The sequence below is a fragment of the Streptomyces sp. NBC_00457 genome (assembly GCF_036014015.1).
Classification (GTDB): Bacteria; Actinomycetota; Actinomycetes; order Streptomycetales; family Streptomycetaceae; genus Streptomyces.
This window is the reverse complement of the sequence record NZ_CP107905.1, coordinates 9,105,303-9,121,106: the sequence shown is the minus strand read 5'-3', so window position 1 is coordinate 9,121,106 and position 15,804 is coordinate 9,105,303. Positions and strand designations below refer to the sequence as shown.

At 71.3% G+C, this 15,804-nt stretch carries 14 protein-coding genes; 8 read left to right on the top strand and 6 right to left on the bottom strand.

Translation table 11 applies throughout. From position 1 onward, the window contains the following. The first annotated feature begins 9 nt into the window (after positions 1-9). Positions 10-180 carry a hypothetical protein gene (locus OG828_RS41810; RefSeq protein WP_210571129.1) on the top strand — a complete coding sequence of 57 codons (171 nt, stop codon included), beginning with the start codon at positions 10-12 and terminating at the stop codon, positions 178-180. A 3-nt stretch (positions 181-183) separates the two neighbouring features. Here OG828_RS41810 and OG828_RS41805 read toward each other — a convergent pair whose 3' ends face one another. From OG828_RS41805 to OG828_RS41790, 4 genes are all read right to left on the bottom strand, one after another. Then, on the bottom strand, positions 184-1,398 hold the full coding sequence (locus OG828_RS41805; protein WP_328368939.1) for a sensor histidine kinase: 1,215 nt from the start codon (positions 1,396-1,398) through the stop codon (positions 184-186). 133 nt (positions 1,399-1,531) lie between these two features. Next, entirely contained in the window at positions 1,532-3,244 is a 1,713-nt protein-coding gene (locus OG828_RS41800; RefSeq protein ID WP_328368936.1) for a sodium/solute symporter, read from the bottom strand. 12 nt (positions 3,245-3,256) lie between these two features. Next, a complete protein-coding gene (locus OG828_RS41795) occupies positions 3,257-3,619 on the bottom strand; it encodes a hypothetical protein (RefSeq protein WP_210571126.1) in 363 nt (120 codons plus the stop codon). A 2-nt stretch (positions 3,620-3,621) separates the two neighbouring features. Further along, entirely contained in the window at positions 3,622-4,371 is a 750-nt protein-coding gene (locus tag OG828_RS41790; RefSeq protein ID WP_328368931.1) for a LytR/AlgR family response regulator transcription factor, read from the bottom strand. A 76-nt stretch (positions 4,372-4,447) separates the two neighbouring features. On the opposite strand from OG828_RS41790, the gene OG828_RS41785 reads away from it, so the two are divergent. The 5 genes from OG828_RS41785 to OG828_RS41765 all read left to right on the top strand — a co-directional run bounded on the left by OG828_RS41785 (position 4,448) and on the right by OG828_RS41765 (position 10,984). Further along, complete coding sequence (locus OG828_RS41785; protein WP_328504078.1) at positions 4,448-4,939, top strand: Lrp/AsnC family transcriptional regulator; 492 nt, start codon at positions 4,448-4,450, stop codon at positions 4,937-4,939. Between the two features lie 135 nt (positions 4,940-5,074). Next, positions 5,075-5,887 carry a dimethylargininase gene (gene ddaH, locus OG828_RS41780; RefSeq protein WP_210571123.1) on the top strand — a complete coding sequence of 271 codons (813 nt, stop codon included), beginning with the start codon at positions 5,075-5,077 and terminating at the stop codon, positions 5,885-5,887. After that, entirely contained in the window at positions 5,884-7,104 is a 1,221-nt protein-coding gene (gene rocD, locus OG828_RS41775; RefSeq protein ID WP_328504077.1) for an ornithine--oxo-acid transaminase, read from the top strand. The genes ddaH and rocD overlap by 4 nt, the downstream gene beginning before the upstream one ends. A gap of 142 nt (positions 7,105-7,246) precedes the next feature. Next, positions 7,247-9,694 carry a SpoIIE family protein phosphatase gene (locus OG828_RS41770; protein WP_328504076.1) on the top strand — a complete coding sequence of 816 codons (2,448 nt, stop codon included), beginning with the start codon at positions 7,247-7,249 and terminating at the stop codon, positions 9,692-9,694. A 60-nt stretch (positions 9,695-9,754) separates the two neighbouring features. After that, positions 9,755-10,984: a SpoIIE family protein phosphatase gene (locus OG828_RS41765; RefSeq protein WP_328368918.1), complete on the top strand. Its 1,230-nt coding sequence runs from the start codon at positions 9,755-9,757 to the stop codon at positions 10,982-10,984. Between the two features lie 33 nt (positions 10,985-11,017). Here OG828_RS41765 and OG828_RS41760 read toward each other — a convergent pair whose 3' ends face one another. Next, the gene (locus OG828_RS41760) at positions 11,018-12,655 is read right to left on the bottom strand and encodes a cutinase family protein (protein ID WP_328368916.1); all 1,638 of its coding nucleotides are present in this window, start codon (positions 12,653-12,655) and stop codon (positions 11,018-11,020) included. A gap of 132 nt (positions 12,656-12,787) precedes the next feature. After that, positions 12,788-13,624 carry a winged helix-turn-helix domain-containing protein gene (locus OG828_RS41755; RefSeq protein ID WP_328504075.1) on the bottom strand — a complete coding sequence of 279 codons (837 nt, stop codon included), beginning with the start codon at positions 13,622-13,624 and terminating at the stop codon, positions 12,788-12,790. A 330-nt stretch (positions 13,625-13,954) separates the two neighbouring features. On the opposite strand from OG828_RS41755, the gene OG828_RS41750 reads away from it, so the two are divergent. Beyond that, positions 13,955-14,680 carry a lysophospholipid acyltransferase family protein gene (locus OG828_RS41750; protein ID WP_328368911.1) on the top strand — a complete coding sequence of 242 codons (726 nt, stop codon included), beginning with the start codon at positions 13,955-13,957 and terminating at the stop codon, positions 14,678-14,680. Positions 14,681-14,750: 70 nt separating this feature from the next. After that, positions 14,751-15,764, top strand: a complete 1,014-nt coding sequence (locus OG828_RS41745; RefSeq protein WP_328505030.1) for an NAD-dependent epimerase/dehydratase family protein — start codon at positions 14,751-14,753, stop codon at positions 15,762-15,764. Positions 15,765-15,804: the final 40 nt, after the last annotated feature.

Sequence of the window (15,804 nt, the reverse complement as noted above, 5' to 3'; positions counted from 1 at the left end):
GGTGTTGCGATGCCCGGTTCTTCGGACGGATCGACCAAGGCGATGGGGGTGCTCACGGTCGGCGGACTGGTCGTGGTGACCGCCTATACGGTGGCGCTCGGCAGTAGTGGCTGGCTGTGGTTCGGCTGGGTCGTGCTGGGGCTGATCACTCTCGGGATGATCGCCACCAAGAGCACGTGAGCGTCAGGGGCGGGTCAGCCGGCTCGCCGAGTGCACGCCCGGCTGGTACTTCGGCAGCCGGGCGGTGACTTTCATGCCCGCTCCCACGGCCGTCTCGATCACGAGGCCGTAGTCGTCTCCGTACACCTGGCGGAGCCGGTCGTCGACGTTGGACAGGCCGATGCCGCCCGACGGGCTGGCCTCGCCGGCGAGGATGCGGCGCAGGGCGACGGGGTCCATTCCGGCGCCGTCGTCCTCGATGACGACCAGCGCCTCGGCTCCGGTGTCCTGTGCGGTGATGCTGATGTGGCACTTGCCCGCGGAGGCCGCCTTGCCTTCGAGCCCGTGCTTCACGGCGTTCTCGACGAGCGGCTGGAGGCAGAGGAAGGGCAGGGCGACCGGCAGCACCTCTGGGGCGATCTGGAGGGTGACGGAGAGGCGGTCGCCGAAGCGTGCCCGGACGAGCGCCAGGTAGTGGTCGATGGCGTGGAGTTCGTCGGCGAGGGTGGTGAAGTCGCCGTGCCTGCGGAACGAGTAGCGGGTGAAGTCGGCGAATTCCAGGAGCAGTTCGCGGGCGCGCTCGGGGTCGGTGCGGACGAACGAGGCGATCACCGCGAGCGAGTTGAAGATGAAGTGGGGGGATATCTGGGCGCGCAGGGCCTTGATCTCGGCCTCGATGAGGCGGGTGCGGGACTGGTCCAGGTCGGCCAGCTCCAGCTGGACGGAGACCCAGCGGGCGACCTCGCCGGCGGCGCGCACGAGCACCGCCGATTCGCGGGGCGCGCAGGCGACGAGCGCTCCGTGCACCCGGTCGTCGACGGTGAGCGGGGCGACGACGGCCCAGCGGACCGGGCAGTCGGGCGTCTCGCAGGTCAGCGGGAAGGCCTCGCCCCGGCCCGACTCCAGGGGTCCGGCGAGGCGGTCCATGATCTCCGCCCGGTGGTGGCCGCCCACCCCGTCCCAGACCAGCACCTCCTTCTGGTCCGTCAGGCACAGCGCGTCCGTGCCGAGCAGCGTGCGCAGTCTGCGGGCCGACTTGCGGGCGGTCTCCTCGGTCAGGCCCGCCCGCAGCGGCGGCGCGGCGAGGGAGGCGGTGTGCAGGGTCTGGAACGTGGCGTGCTCGACCGGGGTACCGAGACCGACGAGGTTCTCGGGGCGGGCGGTGCGGCGGCCGAGCCAGAATCCGGCGGCGAGCAGCGGGAGGATCGCCACACACAGGCCTGCGATGAATCCGATCATGCGGTGAGCTCCGCTGGTAGTGCCGGGAAACGCCGTCGAGCGGCTGCGGCGCCGTGGTGGTTGATCGCGCCCACGCGGCGGTAGCCGCATATGTGATGCAGCCCCGCGCCCCTTCGGGGCGCTGCCGAACCGTTCATGCCTTTACCTCCGTGCGCAGCTCCTCCGGCAGATGGAAGCGGGCCAGGATCGCCGCCGTCCCCGCCGGTACCCGGCTCGGCGTGGAGAGGGACACCAGCACCATGGTGAGGAAGCCGAGCGGGACCGACCAGATGGCGGGCCAGGCGAGCAGGGCGTGGAGGGCGCCGCTGCCCGGGAAGCCCGCCATGGTCGCGGCGACGGCGACGAGTGCGGAGCCGCCGCCCACCAGCATCCCGGCGGCGGCACCGGGCGGGGTGAGCCGCCGCCACCAGATCCCGAGCACGAGCAGCGGGCAGAACGACGACGCGGACACGGCGAAGGCCAGCCCGACGGCGTCGGCGACCGGCAGTCCGCCCACCAGGACGCTGGCGGCCACGGGTACGGCCATCGCGAGGACCGTACCGAGCCGGAAGTGCCGTACGCCGCGCGAGGGGAGCACGTCCTGGGTGAGCACGCCCGCCACGGCCATCGTCAGTCCCGACGCCGTCGACAGGAACGCGGCGAAGGCTCCCCCGGCGACCAGCGCGCCCAGCAGGTCGCCACCGAGGCCGCCGATCATGCGGTCGGGCAGGAGCAGTACGGCGGCGTCCGCGTCGCCGGTGAGGGTGAGCTCGGGGGCGTACAGCCGGCCCAGGGCGCCGTAGACCGGGGGCAGCAGGTAGAAGGCGCCGATCAGGCCCAGGACGGCGACGGTGGTGCGGCGGGCGGCGACTCCGTGCGGGCTGGTGTAGAAGCGGACGACGACGTGCGGCAGGCCCATGGTGCCCAGGAAGGTGGCGAGGATCAGTCCGTACGTCGCGTACAGCGGGCGTTCGCCGCGGCTCTCGGCCTGCGAGGGGGACAGGCTGCCGTCGCCGACGCGGTCGGCCTCGGGGACGGGGGCGCCCTTGTCGAAGGTGAGCCGGGTGCCGGCGTCGATGTGGTGGGTGCCGGCGGGGAGACGTAGTTCGGTGTCCTCGTGGGCGCGGCCGTCGACGGTGCCGCTCACCGTGACCGTCAGCGGCGTGTCCAGCTTCATGTCGAGGCTGTCGTCGACGCGGACGACGCGCTGTTCGCGGAAGGTGGCGGGTTCCTCGAAGGCGCGGGTCGGTGATCCGTCGCCCTGCCAGGCGAGGACCAGGAAGAGCGCGGGGACCAGCAGAGCGGTGAGCTTGAGCCAGTACTGGAACGCCTGCACGAAGGTGATGCTGCGCATGCCGCCGGCGGCGACCGTGGCGACCACGACGACCGCGACGATCAGCCCGCCGAGGTAGTCCGGTGCGCCGGTGAGGACGGTCAGCGTCAGTCCGGCGCCCTGGAGCTGGGGCAGCAGGTAGAGCCAGCCGACGCCGACGACGAAGGCACCCGCGAGCCGCCGTACCGCCTGGGAGGCGAGGCGGGCCTCGGCGAAGTCGGGCAGCGTGTAGGCGCCGGAGCGGCGCAGCGGGGCGGCGACGAAGATCAGCAGCACCAGATAGCCCGCGGTGTAGCCGACGGGGTACCAGAGCATGTCGGGGCCCTGCACCAGGACCAGGCCCGCGATGCCCAGGAAGGAGGCGGCGGAGAGGTACTCGCCGCTGATGGCGGCCGCGTTGAGGCGGGGGCCGACGGTGCGGGAGGCGACGTAGAAGTCGGAGGTGGTGCGGGAGATGCGCAGGCCGAACGCGCCGACGAGGACCGTCGCGAGGACGACGAGGGCGACGGCGGGGACGGCGTAGCTCGAGTTCATCGGTCCGCGGCTTCAGCGGTCTTCGACGAGGCGTACGAAGTCCCGCTCGTTGCGCTCGGCACGCCGCACGTACCAGCGGGCGAGCAGGACGAGCGGTGCGTAGATGCCGAAGCCGAGGACGGCCCATTGGACGCCGTGGGCGTCGGGCACGGTCGCGAAGAGCAGGGGCAGCGGGCCGACGAGCAGGCCGAGGACGGCGAACACGGCGAGGGCGGCGCGCAGTTGGGTGCGCATCAGGGAGCGGACGTAGGTGTGGCCGAGGGTGGTCTGCTCGTCGATCTCGGTGCGGGGGCGGTAGTAGCCGGAGGTGGGGCGGCTGCGGCGTGGCGGGCCGGTGACGACGACGCGCCGTTCGGCGGGGTCCTGGTTCGGCACGGCTACGGCCTCCTCATCAGCAGGTCCCGCAGCTCGCGGGTGTGGCGCCGGCTGACCTGGAGTTCCTCGGAGCCGACCATGACGCTCACGGTGCCGGCGTCCAGCCGGAGTTCGCCGATGTGGCGCAGGGCGACGAGATGGCGGCGGTGGATGCGGACGAAGCCGCGGGAGCGCCAGCGCTCCTCGAGGGTGGACAGCGGGATGCGTACGAGGTGGCTGCCCTTGTCGGTGTGCAGCCGGGCGTAGTCGCCCTGGGCCTCGACGTGGGTGATGTCCTCGACGGCGACGAATCGGGTCACGCCGCCGAGCTCGACGGGTATGTGGTCGGGGTCGGGTTCGTGCACGGGTATGTGCGGGGCGCTGTCCCGCAGCTCGGCGGCGCGGCGGATCGCCTCGGCCAGCCGTTCCTTGCGGACGGGCTTGAGCACGTAGTCCACGGCCTTGAGGTCGAAGGCCTGCACGGCGAAGTCCTCGTGGGCGGTGACGAACACGACGAGCGGCGGCTGGGCGAACCCGGTGAGCAGCCGGGCCAGGTCGAGTCCGTCGAGGCCGGGCATGTTGATGTCGAGGAAGACGACATCGATGGCCTCGGGGCCGCGCGGGCCCGACTCCAGGGCCCGGTTGATGCGGCGCAGCGCCTCGGTGGCGTCGCTCGCACCCTCGGCGGTGCCGATCCGGGGATCCGCGTTCAGGAGGTAGAGCAACTCCTCCAGCGAGGGTCGTTCGTCGTCGACGGCGAGGGCGCGCAGCATGAACCCGGAGTCTAGGAGCAATTCGTACGCCCGCGCACGTGCTCGGGGGGACGTTTCCGCTGGATACAGTGCGGCCATGAACAGCAGGACCGATTCCTTCGACGACCTCGACCGGAAGATCATCACCGCGCTGATGGCCAACGCGCGAACCAGTTTCGCCGAGATCGGGACGGCTGTCGGGCTGTCCGCCACGGCCGTCAAGCGGCGGGTGGACCGGCTGCGGGAGACGGGGGTGATCACCGGGTTCACGGCGACGGTGCGGCCGTCGGCGCTGGGCTGGCGCACGGAGGCGTATGTGGAGGTGTACTGCGAGGGGGCGGCGCCGCCGCGGCGGCTGGCGGAAGTGGTGCGCAACCACCCGGAGATCACGGCGGCGATGACGGTGACCGGAGGCGCGGACGCGCTGCTGCATGTGCGGGCGCGGGACGTGGAGCACTTCGAGGAGGTGCTGGAGCGGATCCGTGCGGAGCCGTTCATCCGGAAGACGATCAGCGTGATGGTGCTGTCCCATCTGATCCCGGAGAGTCCGGAGGCGGGTGCCAGCCAGCCCGCACCCGAGGGCGCATGAGACGTGCGCTGAGGGCCGTAAAGACGCAGCATTCCTGCGCGGACACGCAAGCTTTGTTTCTTGTCGGGCGTATCGGTCACTTCCTAACGTGGTGTCAACCCCAGTCGGCACCCCAGGAAGCGGAGGAACCCCTCTGTGTCCGAAAGCCGTGTCCCGCGCCGGCGGCGCTTCCTCGTCTGTGAACCCAGACATTTCGCCGTGCAGTACGCGATCAATCCCTGGATGCATCCCGACGTCCGCGTCGACGTCGATCTGGCCCAGGAGCAGTGGCAGTCCCTGATCAGCACCTACCGGGCCCACGGGCACACCGTCGACACCGTGGAGCCGGTCCCCGGCCTCCCGGACATGGTGTTCGCCGCGAACTCGGCGGTCGTCGTGGACGGACGCGTCTTCGGCTCGCTCTTCCACGCACCGCAGCGGCGCCCAGAGTCCACGCACTACGACATGTGGTTCAAGGCGGCGGGCTTCGCCGTCCACCGTCCGGAATCGGTCTGCGAGGGAGAGGGGGACCTGGTGTGGACGGGCCGGTACGTCCTGGCCGGCACCGGATTCCGGACAACGCGGGAGGCCCACCGCGAGGTGCAGGAGTTCTTCGGGCACCCGGTGATCAGCCTGACGCTGGTCGACCCGTACTTCTACCACCTGGACACGGCGCTGTTCGTCCTCGACGAGGACACCATCGTGTACTACCCGGAGGCGTTCTCGCCGGGCAGCCGTGAGGTCCTCGCGCGGCTGTTCCCGGACGCCGTGCTCGCGACCCGCGACGACGCGATGGCGTTCGGGCTGAACTCCGTGTCCGACGGACGCCATGTCTTCATCGCGCCCCAGGCCGAGTCCCTCGCCGCCCGGCTGGACGACCACGGCTATGTTCCCGTCCCCGTCGACCTCTCCGAGTTCCAGAAGGCCGGCGGCGGCATCAAGTGCTGCACTCAGGAGATCCGCCCATGACAGCGCCCGCCCGCACCCGTTCCTCCGCCGACCTGATCCGCGCCGAAGAGCCGGTCCTCGCGCACAACTACCACCCGCTGCCCGTGGTCGTCGCCCGCGCCGAGGGCACCTGGGTGGAGGACGTCGAGGGCCGCCGCTATCTCGACATGCTGGCCGGCTACTCGGCCCTCAACTTCGGCCACCGCCACCCCACCCTGATCGAGGCCGCCCACGCCCAGCTCGACCGGCTGACGCTGACCTCGCGCGCCTTCCACAACGACAAGCTCGCCGAGTTCGCCGAACGGCTCGCCGCACTGACCGGCCTGGACATGGTGCTGCCGATGAACACGGGCGCCGAGGCCGTGGAGAGCGGCATCAAGGTGGCCCGCAAATGGGCGTACGACGTGAAGGGCGTCCCCGCCGACCGGGCGACGATCGTGGTCGCGGCGGAGAACTTCCACGGCCGTACGACGACCATCGTCAGCTTCTCCACCGACGAGACCGCCCGCACCGGCTTCGGCCCCTTCACGCCGGGCTTCCGGATCGTGCCGTACAACGACCTGGCCGCGCTGGAGGCGGCGGTCGACGAGACGACGGCGGCGGTGCTGATCGAGCCGATCCAGGGCGAGGCCGGGGTCGTCATCCCGGACGCCGGCTATCTGGCCGGTGTGCGCGAGCTGACCCGCCGCGAGGGCTGCCTGTTCATCGCGGACGAGATCCAGTCGGGTCTTGGCCGCACGGGCCGCACGCTCGCCGTCGAGCACGAGTCGGTGGTCCCCGACGTCCTGCTGCTCGGCAAGGCGCTCGGCGGCGGCATCGTGCCGGTGTCGGCGGTGGTCGCGCGCCGGGACGTGCTGGGTGTGCTGCGGCCCGGCGAGCACGGGTCGACGTTCGGCGGCAATCCGCTGGCGGCGGCGGTGGGCACGGCGGTCGTCGAGCTGCTGGAGACGGGTGCGTTCCAGCAGCGGGCGGCCGAACTGGGCACGGTGCTGCGGGACGGGCTGTCCGCGCTGGTCGGCAAGGGAGTCGTCGGGTTCCGCTCGCGCGGGCTGTGGGCGGGCGTGGACGTCGACCCGGCCCTCGGCAGCGGACGCGAGGTCAGCGAACGCCTGATGCGGGAGGGCGTCCTGGTCAAGGACACCCACGGCTCGACGATCCGCCTCGCCCCGCCGCTCACCATCACCGCCGGGGAACTCACCCAGGCTCTGGTGGCGCTGGAGAAGGTGCTGGGGGCCTGAAGGGGAGGTGGCAGGGCGCGCGGCACCGGTCCGTACGCGCCCTGCCACCCGGTCACCACACCGCCCGCGCCCCGGTCCGTCCCGAAGGGTGAAGATGGGGACAAGAGGTGGTAGACCACTCTCAGCGACAGAGAGGTCGGCCGTGGGCACATATGAGGAGCACGATCTTGCCCGGCCACGGTTCGACGTGGCCGATGCCGCGCCCCTGCTGCTCGACGCGCAGGGCGTGGTGACCGGCTGGACCGACGAGGCCAGGCGGCTGCTGGGCCACGCGGCCTCCGAGGTGATCGGGACGAGCGTGGCCGACCTGCTGTCCGCCGAGGACGCGGAGCGGATGCCGGGCATCGTCGAGCGGTGCCGCAGGGACGGCGGCTGGGCGGGCCTGCTGACGGTCAGGCGCAGCGGCGGACAGCAGGACAGGCTGATGGTGCGGATCACCGGCGCGGAGGAGCCCGACAGCCGCACGCGGTGGCTGGTGCTGCTCTCGGAGCTGGCCGGGGCACCCGGCTGGGACATGAGCCGCTCGGTGCTGGAGCAGATCGCCGACCGGTCGCCGGTCGGCATCGCCATCGTCGACACGGACCTGCGCTTCGTGTGGTCCAACGCGGCCCTGGAGCAGTACGGCGGCGGACCGCCCGTGCACCGGCTCGGGCTGCGTCTCGCGGACATCCAGCCGGGCCTGGACGCCGACGGCATAGAGGCGCAGATGCGGCACGTGCTGGAGACCGGTGAGCCGGTGGTCGGATACGAGCACGTGGGCCAGGTGCAGTCGGCGCCGCACCGGGAGACGGCGCACGTCATGTCCTTCACCCGGCTGCGCGACGACCGGGGCCGTCCGATGGGCGTGTACTACACCGTCGTCGACATCACCGAGCGCCACCGTGCCCGGCAGCGGCTGGCGCTGCTGGACCGGGCCGGCGAGCACATCGGCCGCAGCCTGGACATCTTGCGGACCGCGCAGGAGCTGGCCGACGTGGCCGTACCGGCCTTCGCGGACTTCGTCACCGTGGACCTGCTGGAACCGGTGCTGCGGGGAGCCGAGCTGACGCCGGGGCCGATCGGCGATCTGGACCGGGTGCCGCTGTGCCGGGCCGGTCAGCAGTCGGTGTACGAGAACGTCCCCGAGGCGGTCGTCCCCGTCGGCTCCGTGGCCGCCTACGTCGCCGGGTCGCCCCCGGTCCGTTCGCTCGCCACCGGTCTGTCCTGGCGCGAGGAGCGGCTCGACCCGCTCGCCCGGGAGTGGGCCACGGACATCCCGGGCGGCCGGGAGGCGACCTTCCTGGAGCTGGGGCTGCACAGCGTCGTGATCGTGCCGATCCGGGCGCGGGGCACCACGCTGGGCGTCACCACGTTCTTCCGGCGCCATCGCCAGGAACCGTTCGACGAGGACGACCTCGCCCTGGCCGAGGATCTCGTGTCGCGGGCGGCCGTCTGCGTGGACAACGCCCGGCGCTACACCCGCGAGCGCGACGCCGCGCTGGTGCTGCAGCGCAGTCTGCTCCCGCACCGGCTGCCCGAGCAGGACGCGGTGGAGGTGGCCGCCTGCTACCGCCCGGCCGACGAGCTGACCGGCCTCGGCGGCGACTGGTACGACGTCGTCCCGCTCTCCGGTGCCCGCGTCGCCCTCGTCGTGGGCGAGGTGCCCGGGCACGGCATCGACGCGGCCGCCGCCATGGGACGGCTGCGGACCGCCGTACGGACGCTCGCCGCGCTGGATCTGCCGCCCGATGAGGTGCTGGCCCACCTCGACGACCTGGCCGCCCGGTCGGCGCGCGAGGAAGGCGTCGCACCGGACTCAGGAGAGGCGGGCACCGCGGGCTCCGGGTGCGTGTACGTCGTGTACGACCCCGTCGACGGGCAGTGCTCCATGGCCGCGGCCGGGCATCCCGCGCCCGCCGTGATCATGCCCGACGGCTCCGTGACCTTCGTCGACCTTCCGCAGGGGTCACCGCTCGGTGCGGGCGGACCGCCCTTCGAGGCGGTCGAGCTGGCGCTGGCCGAGGGCAGCACGCTCGCGCTGCACACCGACGGGCTGCTGGCCCACGGGGACAACGGGGCCCTGGACGCGGGCCGGGACCGGCTGCGCCGGGCGCTGGAGAAGCGCGCGTCCTCGCTCGACCTGCGCTGCCGGACCGTGGTCGACGCGCTGTCCCCGGAGCGCCCGCAGGACGACGTGGCCCTGCTGATGGCCCGTACCCGGCTGCTGGGCGCCGACCAGGTCGCGGACTGGGACCTGCCCATGGATCCGGCGATCGTCGCCGACGCCCGCAAGGCCGCGGCCCGGCAGCTGACGGAGTGGGGCCTGGAGGAGCTGGCCTTCACCACGGAGCTGGTCGTCAGCGAGCTGGTCACCAACGCCATCCGGCACTCCGACGGCCCGGTGCGGCTGCGGCTGATCAGGGAGCGTTCCCTGGTCTGCGAGGTCTTCGACGGCGGCGCCACCGCACCCCATCTGCGTCATCCCCGCACCACGGACGAGGGCGGGCGCGGGCTGCTGCTGGTCTCCCAGTTCACCCAGCACTGGGGCACCCGGTTCGTGCCCGAGGGGAAGATCATCTGGGCCGAGCAGTCCCTGACAGATCCGCGATGAGCCACGAACCCCGGTTTATATCGTGCGAAACTGGGGTGAACCGGCGGTGAGGCGGCAGCCATGAAGGACGCGTCGATCGACTACGAGGCGGTCTTCAAGGGCCTGCCCGGAATGGTCGCGCTGCTCACCCCCGAGCTGGTGTACGCGGACGTCAACGAGGACTTCCTGCGCATCTCCGGGCGCACGCGCGAGCAGGTGGTGGGGCGCTACATCTTCGACGTCTTCCCGGAGAACCCCGACAATCCGACGTCCAAGGGCATGCACAATGTGCAGACCTCCATGCGCCGGGTGGTGGCCACGGGCGAGCGCGACACCATGGCACTGCAGCGCTACGACGTCGAATCCCCCGAGCGCCCCGGGCAGTGGGAGGAGCGCTACTGGAGCCCGGTGAACGCGCCGGTGTTCGGACCGGACGGCAAAGTCGTGCTGGTGGTGCACCGGGTCGAGGAGGTCACCGAACTCATCCGGGCCCGCGGCGGTCCCACGGGGGGCCGCGCCCGGGTGCTGGAGGCCGAGCTGTACACGCGCGGCCGTGAACTCCAGGAACTCAACGACCGGTTGCGCCAGGCCCACGCCCGCGAGCGCGAGGTCGCACTCGCCCTCCAGGAGGCGATGCTCCCCGCCCGCCGCCAGGTCGGCGACCAGCGCGCCGCTGTCCGCTACCGGCCGGCCGTCGGCGCATTGAACGTGTGCGGGGACTGGTACGACCTGGTCGACCTGGTGGGCGGCAACCGCATCGGCGTCTCCGTCGGCGACGTGGTCGGCCACGGCCTGGAGGCCGCCGGTGTCATGGGCCAGCTGCGCAGCGCGCTCACCGCCACCTCGCGCGTCGCCGACGGACCCGCGCAGGCCCTGGACGTCCTGGGCCGCTACGCCCATGTGGTCAACGGCGCCGAATCGGCCACCGCGGTCACCACGTTCATCGACTTCGACGCCCACACCATCACCTACAGCAGCGCCGGGCACCCCCCGCCCGCGCTGCTGCACCCCGACGGCCGGGTGGAGTTCCTCGACCGGGCCACCGATCCCCCGCTGGACGCCCGCCCGAGCCCGATCCCCCGACCGGAGGCCCGCATCACCTTCACCGAGGGCGCGACGCTCGTGCTGTACACGGACGGCCTGATCGAACGCCGCCGAGAGGACATCGACACCGGCCTGTCCCGCCTCGCCGACTCACTCAGCCGCCATCTGGGGGCCGACCCCGAGACCCTCGCCGACGCCGTCCTGCTGGAGCTGCTGCCGCCGGGAGGTGCCACCGACGACACGGCGCTGATCGTCGTACGGCTGTGATGGCGCAGAGCCGTACGACGATCAACTCCGGATTCAGCAGGGCGGGATGACCTGGCTCCAGTCCGCGAACCTGCCCGTCGTCAGGTAGTGGTCGTTGACGTAACCGCCCGGCAGGGCTCCGCCGGTGTCGGCGAAGAACCAGTAGCGGTTGCCGGTCCCGTCGGCGTCGACCGCGCCCGTCGTCCAGCAGTGCACGATCAACTCGTCACCGTTGTGGCCCTGATAGGACGAGCTCCGCCCGTGATCGTAGTTCGGCTCGTTGTACATGCCGAGGAACGATCCCGGGTCGATGCCGGTCACCCGGGCGCACCAGTTCTCGGGATCACCGCCGATGTCGCAGTGGTAGAGCCCCTGCTCGGGCGGCGGGGTGGAGCCCGCGCACTCCGGCACACCCGGAAGCCACGCGGGTCCCCGCAGATAGACGTTGCTGATCCAGCCGTGCTGGACGGGCAGATACGACCAGACGTCGTTGGTGACACCGCCGTCCGTCACCGACTCGGCATGCTTCTGGCACTGGACGTAGACGGTGGTGGGACCGGGGAACCGGTGGGTGATCGCGGCGTCGGTCGTCGGGGCCGTGCGCACGTTGACATCGGTCGCCCACATCTCGACCGGGGTGGTGCCGGGCGGCACTTCCGGCTCCGGCGGCGGGTGGACGATGTTGCGCTGGGCCACCGCGGCGGCCACGGCACGTTCGGCGACATCGGCCGCGACGCGTGCGCCTTGCTGGTTCTGCCACACGATCCTGGGGTTCCCGTTGGGGCGGGCGTTGTCCCGGTAGGCGATGTGCGGCGGGTTGGTCGTACCGTCGTCGATGCTCAGGCCGAACTCGGCCAGCCAGTTGCCCGTGCCGGGGCGTCCCGGCTTGTTGCACACGAGGTCGTCGGTGCGGCAGACGTCGAAGTACCGTCCGTCACCGATGAACCCGGCGAACACCGACGGCACCGACACCCGCTGCATCAGTCCGCCGCGATCGATGGTGGTGGTGGTCTCCTGGTAGTCACGGTTGAGGGTCAGCATCTGCCTGTTCTGCGCCATCCCGGCCTGGCCGTTGTGGCGGGACGCGTCCCCGATGGTGATGGCGGCGCCCACCGAGTCGGAACGGCGCTGGTCCCCGGCGACGGCCGAGTCGGCGAGGGCGTTCTTGATCACCTGACCACCCTGCGAATATCCGATCAGCACCAGCGTCGGGCGGCTCGGGCAGTCGGAGTAGAACTCGATCTCACGGACCAGTTCGTCGCGGCCCTTCCACATCGACTCCCAGTAGTCGTCGGGCCCCGGGTTGTCGCCCAGGAAGGGAGGCCACGGCAGGTCCCAGTCGATCGCCGACGCGGGATAGGGCAGATTGCGCGCGGTGATGTCGCTGTCCGGCACTCCCTGGTCGTTGAGGGCCGCGTTCACCGCCCTGACGTAGGTGTCGTTGACTCCGATGGATCCGTAAGGCGTGGTCACGCCCGGTGTCACATACTCGGCCGTGCCGTAGGCATTGATGATCACCCACGGCTTGTCGCAGTTCATCGCCGGCTGGGGCGGCGGCGGCAGCGCGGACGCGCTGTCGGCCCCGGCGAGTTGAGCCGTCGAGAACACTCCGGCCAGCAGTGCGAGGACGGCCGCCCATATCGCCCGGCGGCGTGGTGTGTGATTTCTTCCTGGTCCTGCGGCATATCTCATGCGTTTCCCCCTGGTTCGGCCCGGCACAAGGCACAGGCCTCAAACAGTCATCGCAAGGACAGCCGTCACATTCGCATCGGCGGAAGCGAAGCTCAAACACTTCAATGTGGTTCGAAATGTCGCACCGCCGCGTCACCGCGCGTCGAGTAACCGTAAGCCCAATGCGGTGGCCGCGTGGAGGACGTATTTACCGGCGCGTTGACTGTCCACCAGCCCGCCGGCCCGCAGGACGCCGATCTGGTAACTCACGCTGGCCGGCGCGATTCCGACCGCTTCGGCGACCTCGGAGCTGGTACGGCCGTCCCGCCGGGCGACATCGGCCAGGATGGCGGCCCGCGTGCGGCCGAGCAGGCGTACGACGCCCTCCCCCGTGGCCCGGGTGATGTCCAACGGGGCTTTCGCCACGGGGTAGACGAGCACCGGAGGCAGCGCGGGATCGGCCAGGGCGGTGGGCCGGCGCCAGCAGAAGAAGGACGGGACGAGGAGCAGACCGCGGCCTTCGAGGAGGAGGTCGCGCCGTACGGGGTAGTCGACCTCCAGGACGGGAGGGTTCCAACGGGCCAGCGGATACAGGCCGTTGAGCAGCGCCTGGGTGCCCCCGTCCAGAAGGGTGCGGGTGCGTAGGTCGATGTCATTGCCGACGACCGCTCGGATGTGGGGCCAGTGCGGCCGCAGCACGGCGCCGAAGTACGCCTCCAGCGCACGGGTCAGCGCGGCCAGCCCCTCGTCCCCCGGCCTGCCCAGCGTCACGGTCCAGCCCGGCAGGGCCCGGCGCTCGCCGAGCCGGGTCAGCTCACCTACGATCCGCCCACGCGGGGTGCCACGCACCAGGTCGAGCGCGTCGGACAGCTCCCCTCCGGCGGCCGGGGGTGTGAGGAAATCGGGAATGTATCCGACGCTGGGGACCAGTGTCCGTAATGGCTGCAGTGCCGCACCCAGAATCCGGTCCCCTTCCATTCTGGCGTGCACGGAGCGACGCCAATGGCCGAATTCCAGCGGCCCCTGGCCGGTTTTCAGGCGACACACACTGCAGATCAGCTCCCACAGCGGATCCGGTCTGCGGAGAATTCGAATATTCTGCAGGTCATGGGGGGTGAAATGAATGCGGAGCATTACATCCTCTTCGGCTCACGGGCATCGTCCCCGGGTGGTGTACGCCCATAGTTGTTCCAGAGCCGCAGAAGGGGCAGGACGGTTCCCGCCGGTGCCGCCTGCCCCTACACTGACAGCCCACGACGTGCCGGTTGACCTGCTAGAACACGGCGGTTGAGCCGAACCACCGGAGTGAGGAGCCACCCCTTGTTCTACTACGTGCTCAAGTACGTGTTGCTGGGTCCGTTGCTGAGACTGGTCTTCCGCCCCCGGATCGAGGGACTCGAGCACATTCCCGCGACCGGCGCCGCCATCGTCGCCGGCAACCATCTCTCCTTCTCGGACCACTTCCTGATGCCCGCGATCCTCAAGCGGCGCATCACCTTCCTGGCGAAGGCCGAGTACTTCACCGGCCCCGGTCTCAAGGGCCGGCTGATCGCGACGTTCTTCCGCAGTGCCGGGCAGATCCCGGTCGACCGCTCCGGCAAGGAGGCCGGCCAGGCCGCGATCCGCGAGGGCCTCGGCGTTCTGCGCAAGGACGAGCTGCTCGGCATCTACCCGGAGGGCACCCGCTCGCACGACGGCCGCCTCTACAAGGGCAAGGTCGGCGTCGCGGTGATGGCCCTCAAGGCCCAGGTCCCCGTCATTCCCTGCGCGATGATCGGCACCTTCGAGGCCCAGCCGCCGGGCCGCAAGATCCCGAAGATCCACCCTGTGGTCATCCGCTTCGGCAAGCCCCTCGACTTCTCCCGCTATGCCGGAATGGAGAACGAGAAGGCGATCCTGCGCGCCATCACCGACGAGATCATGTACGCGATCCTCTCGCTCTCCGAGCAGGAGTACGTCGACCAGTACGCGGCCGTCGTCAAGGCCGAGCAGGCCGCGGCGAGCGCGGCCAAGGAGCGCCGGTTCCCGCGGCTGCCGCTCGGCTGAACTCTGCTGTCGGCAAAAGCGTTTCCGAAGCGGATCCCGTCGCCCGTACGGTCGCCGTATGAGACGTGCTGTGGTGCTCGGAGCGACAGGACAGATCGGACGGCCGGCGGTGGACGCGCTGGCCCGGGACGGCTGGGAGGTGACCGCCGTCTCGCGGGGCGGCGGGCGGGACGAGGGCTGGCCCGAGGCGGTGCGCGTCGCGCGCGTCGACCGGGCGGACGACGCGGCCCTGGCCGCCGTGGTGGGCGACGGCTGTGACGTGCTGGTGGACATGGTCGCTTACGGGACCGAGCACGCACGGCAGTTGACCTCGCTCGCCGGTCGCGTCGGCTCGGCCGTGGTGATCTCCAGCGTGTCGTTGTACGAGGACGACAAGGGCCGGAACTTCGACACTCAGGGCGAGCCGGACGGCTTTCCCGCATATCCGGTGCCGCTCACGGAGGACCAGCGCACGGTCCGGCCGGGCGACGCCTCGTACAGCACCCGCAAGGCCGCGCTGGAGCGTGAACTCCTCGCCGCCGGCGACCGGTTGCCGACGACGCTGCTGCGCGCGGGCGCGATCCACGGCCCGCACTGCCAGACCCCGCGCGAGCTGTACTTCGTCAAGCGCAACCTGGACGGCCGGACCCGGCGGATCCTCCCCTTCGGCGGCGGGAGCCGCTTCCATCCGGCGAGCGTGCACACCATCGCGGAGCTGATCCGGCTGGCCGCCGCGCGGCCCGGCTCGCGCGTCCTCAACGCCGTCGATCCCGACGCACCGACGGTGGCGGAGATCGCCGGGGCGATCGACGCGGTCATGGGCGTCGAGACGGAGAGCGTGCTCGTGGACGGGCCGCCTCCGGCGCCGACCGTGGGCGACACTCCGTGGTCGGTTCCGGCGCCCGTGGTCTGCGCCATGTCCGCCGCCGAACGCGAGCTGGGCTACCGCCCGGTGGTGCGGTACGCGGAGACGCTCCCCGACACGGTCGCCTGGATCGAGCGCCGACTGGCCGGACGGGACTGGCGGGAGGCGTACCCGAAGATGTTCCAGACGTACGGCGACCTCTTCGACTACGCGGCGGAGGACGCCTGGCTGGAGGCGTGAGCAAGGGGCGGCCGGTGACTCCCGGCCGCCCCTCATGTCG

Coding starts and splice junctions, on each gene's coding strand:
- OG828_RS41810 (WP_210571129.1), top strand. CDS start 10: ATGCCCGGTTCTTCGGACGGATCGACCAAGGCGATGGGGGTGCTCACG.
- OG828_RS41805 (WP_328368939.1), bottom strand. CDS start 1,398: ATGATCGGATTCATCGCAGGCCTGTGTGTGGCGATCCTCCCGCTGCTC.
- OG828_RS41800 (WP_328368936.1), bottom strand. CDS start 3,244: ATGAACTCGAGCTACGCCGTCCCCGCCGTCGCCCTCGTCGTCCTCGCG.
- OG828_RS41790 (WP_328368931.1), bottom strand. CDS start 4,371: ATGCTGCGCGCCCTCGCCGTCGACGACGAACGACCCTCGCTGGAGGAG.
- OG828_RS41785 (WP_328504078.1), top strand. CDS start 4,448: ATGAACAGCAGGACCGATTCCTTCGACGACCTCGACCGGAAGATCATC.
- rocD (WP_328504077.1), top strand. CDS start 5,884: ATGACAGCGCCCGCCCGCACCCGTTCCTCCGCCGACCTGATCCGCGCC.
- OG828_RS41765 (WP_328368918.1), top strand. CDS start 9,755: ATGAAGGACGCGTCGATCGACTACGAGGCGGTCTTCAAGGGCCTGCCC.
- OG828_RS41760 (WP_328368916.1), bottom strand. CDS start 12,655: ATGAGATATGCCGCAGGACCAGGAAGAAATCACACACCACGCCGCCGG.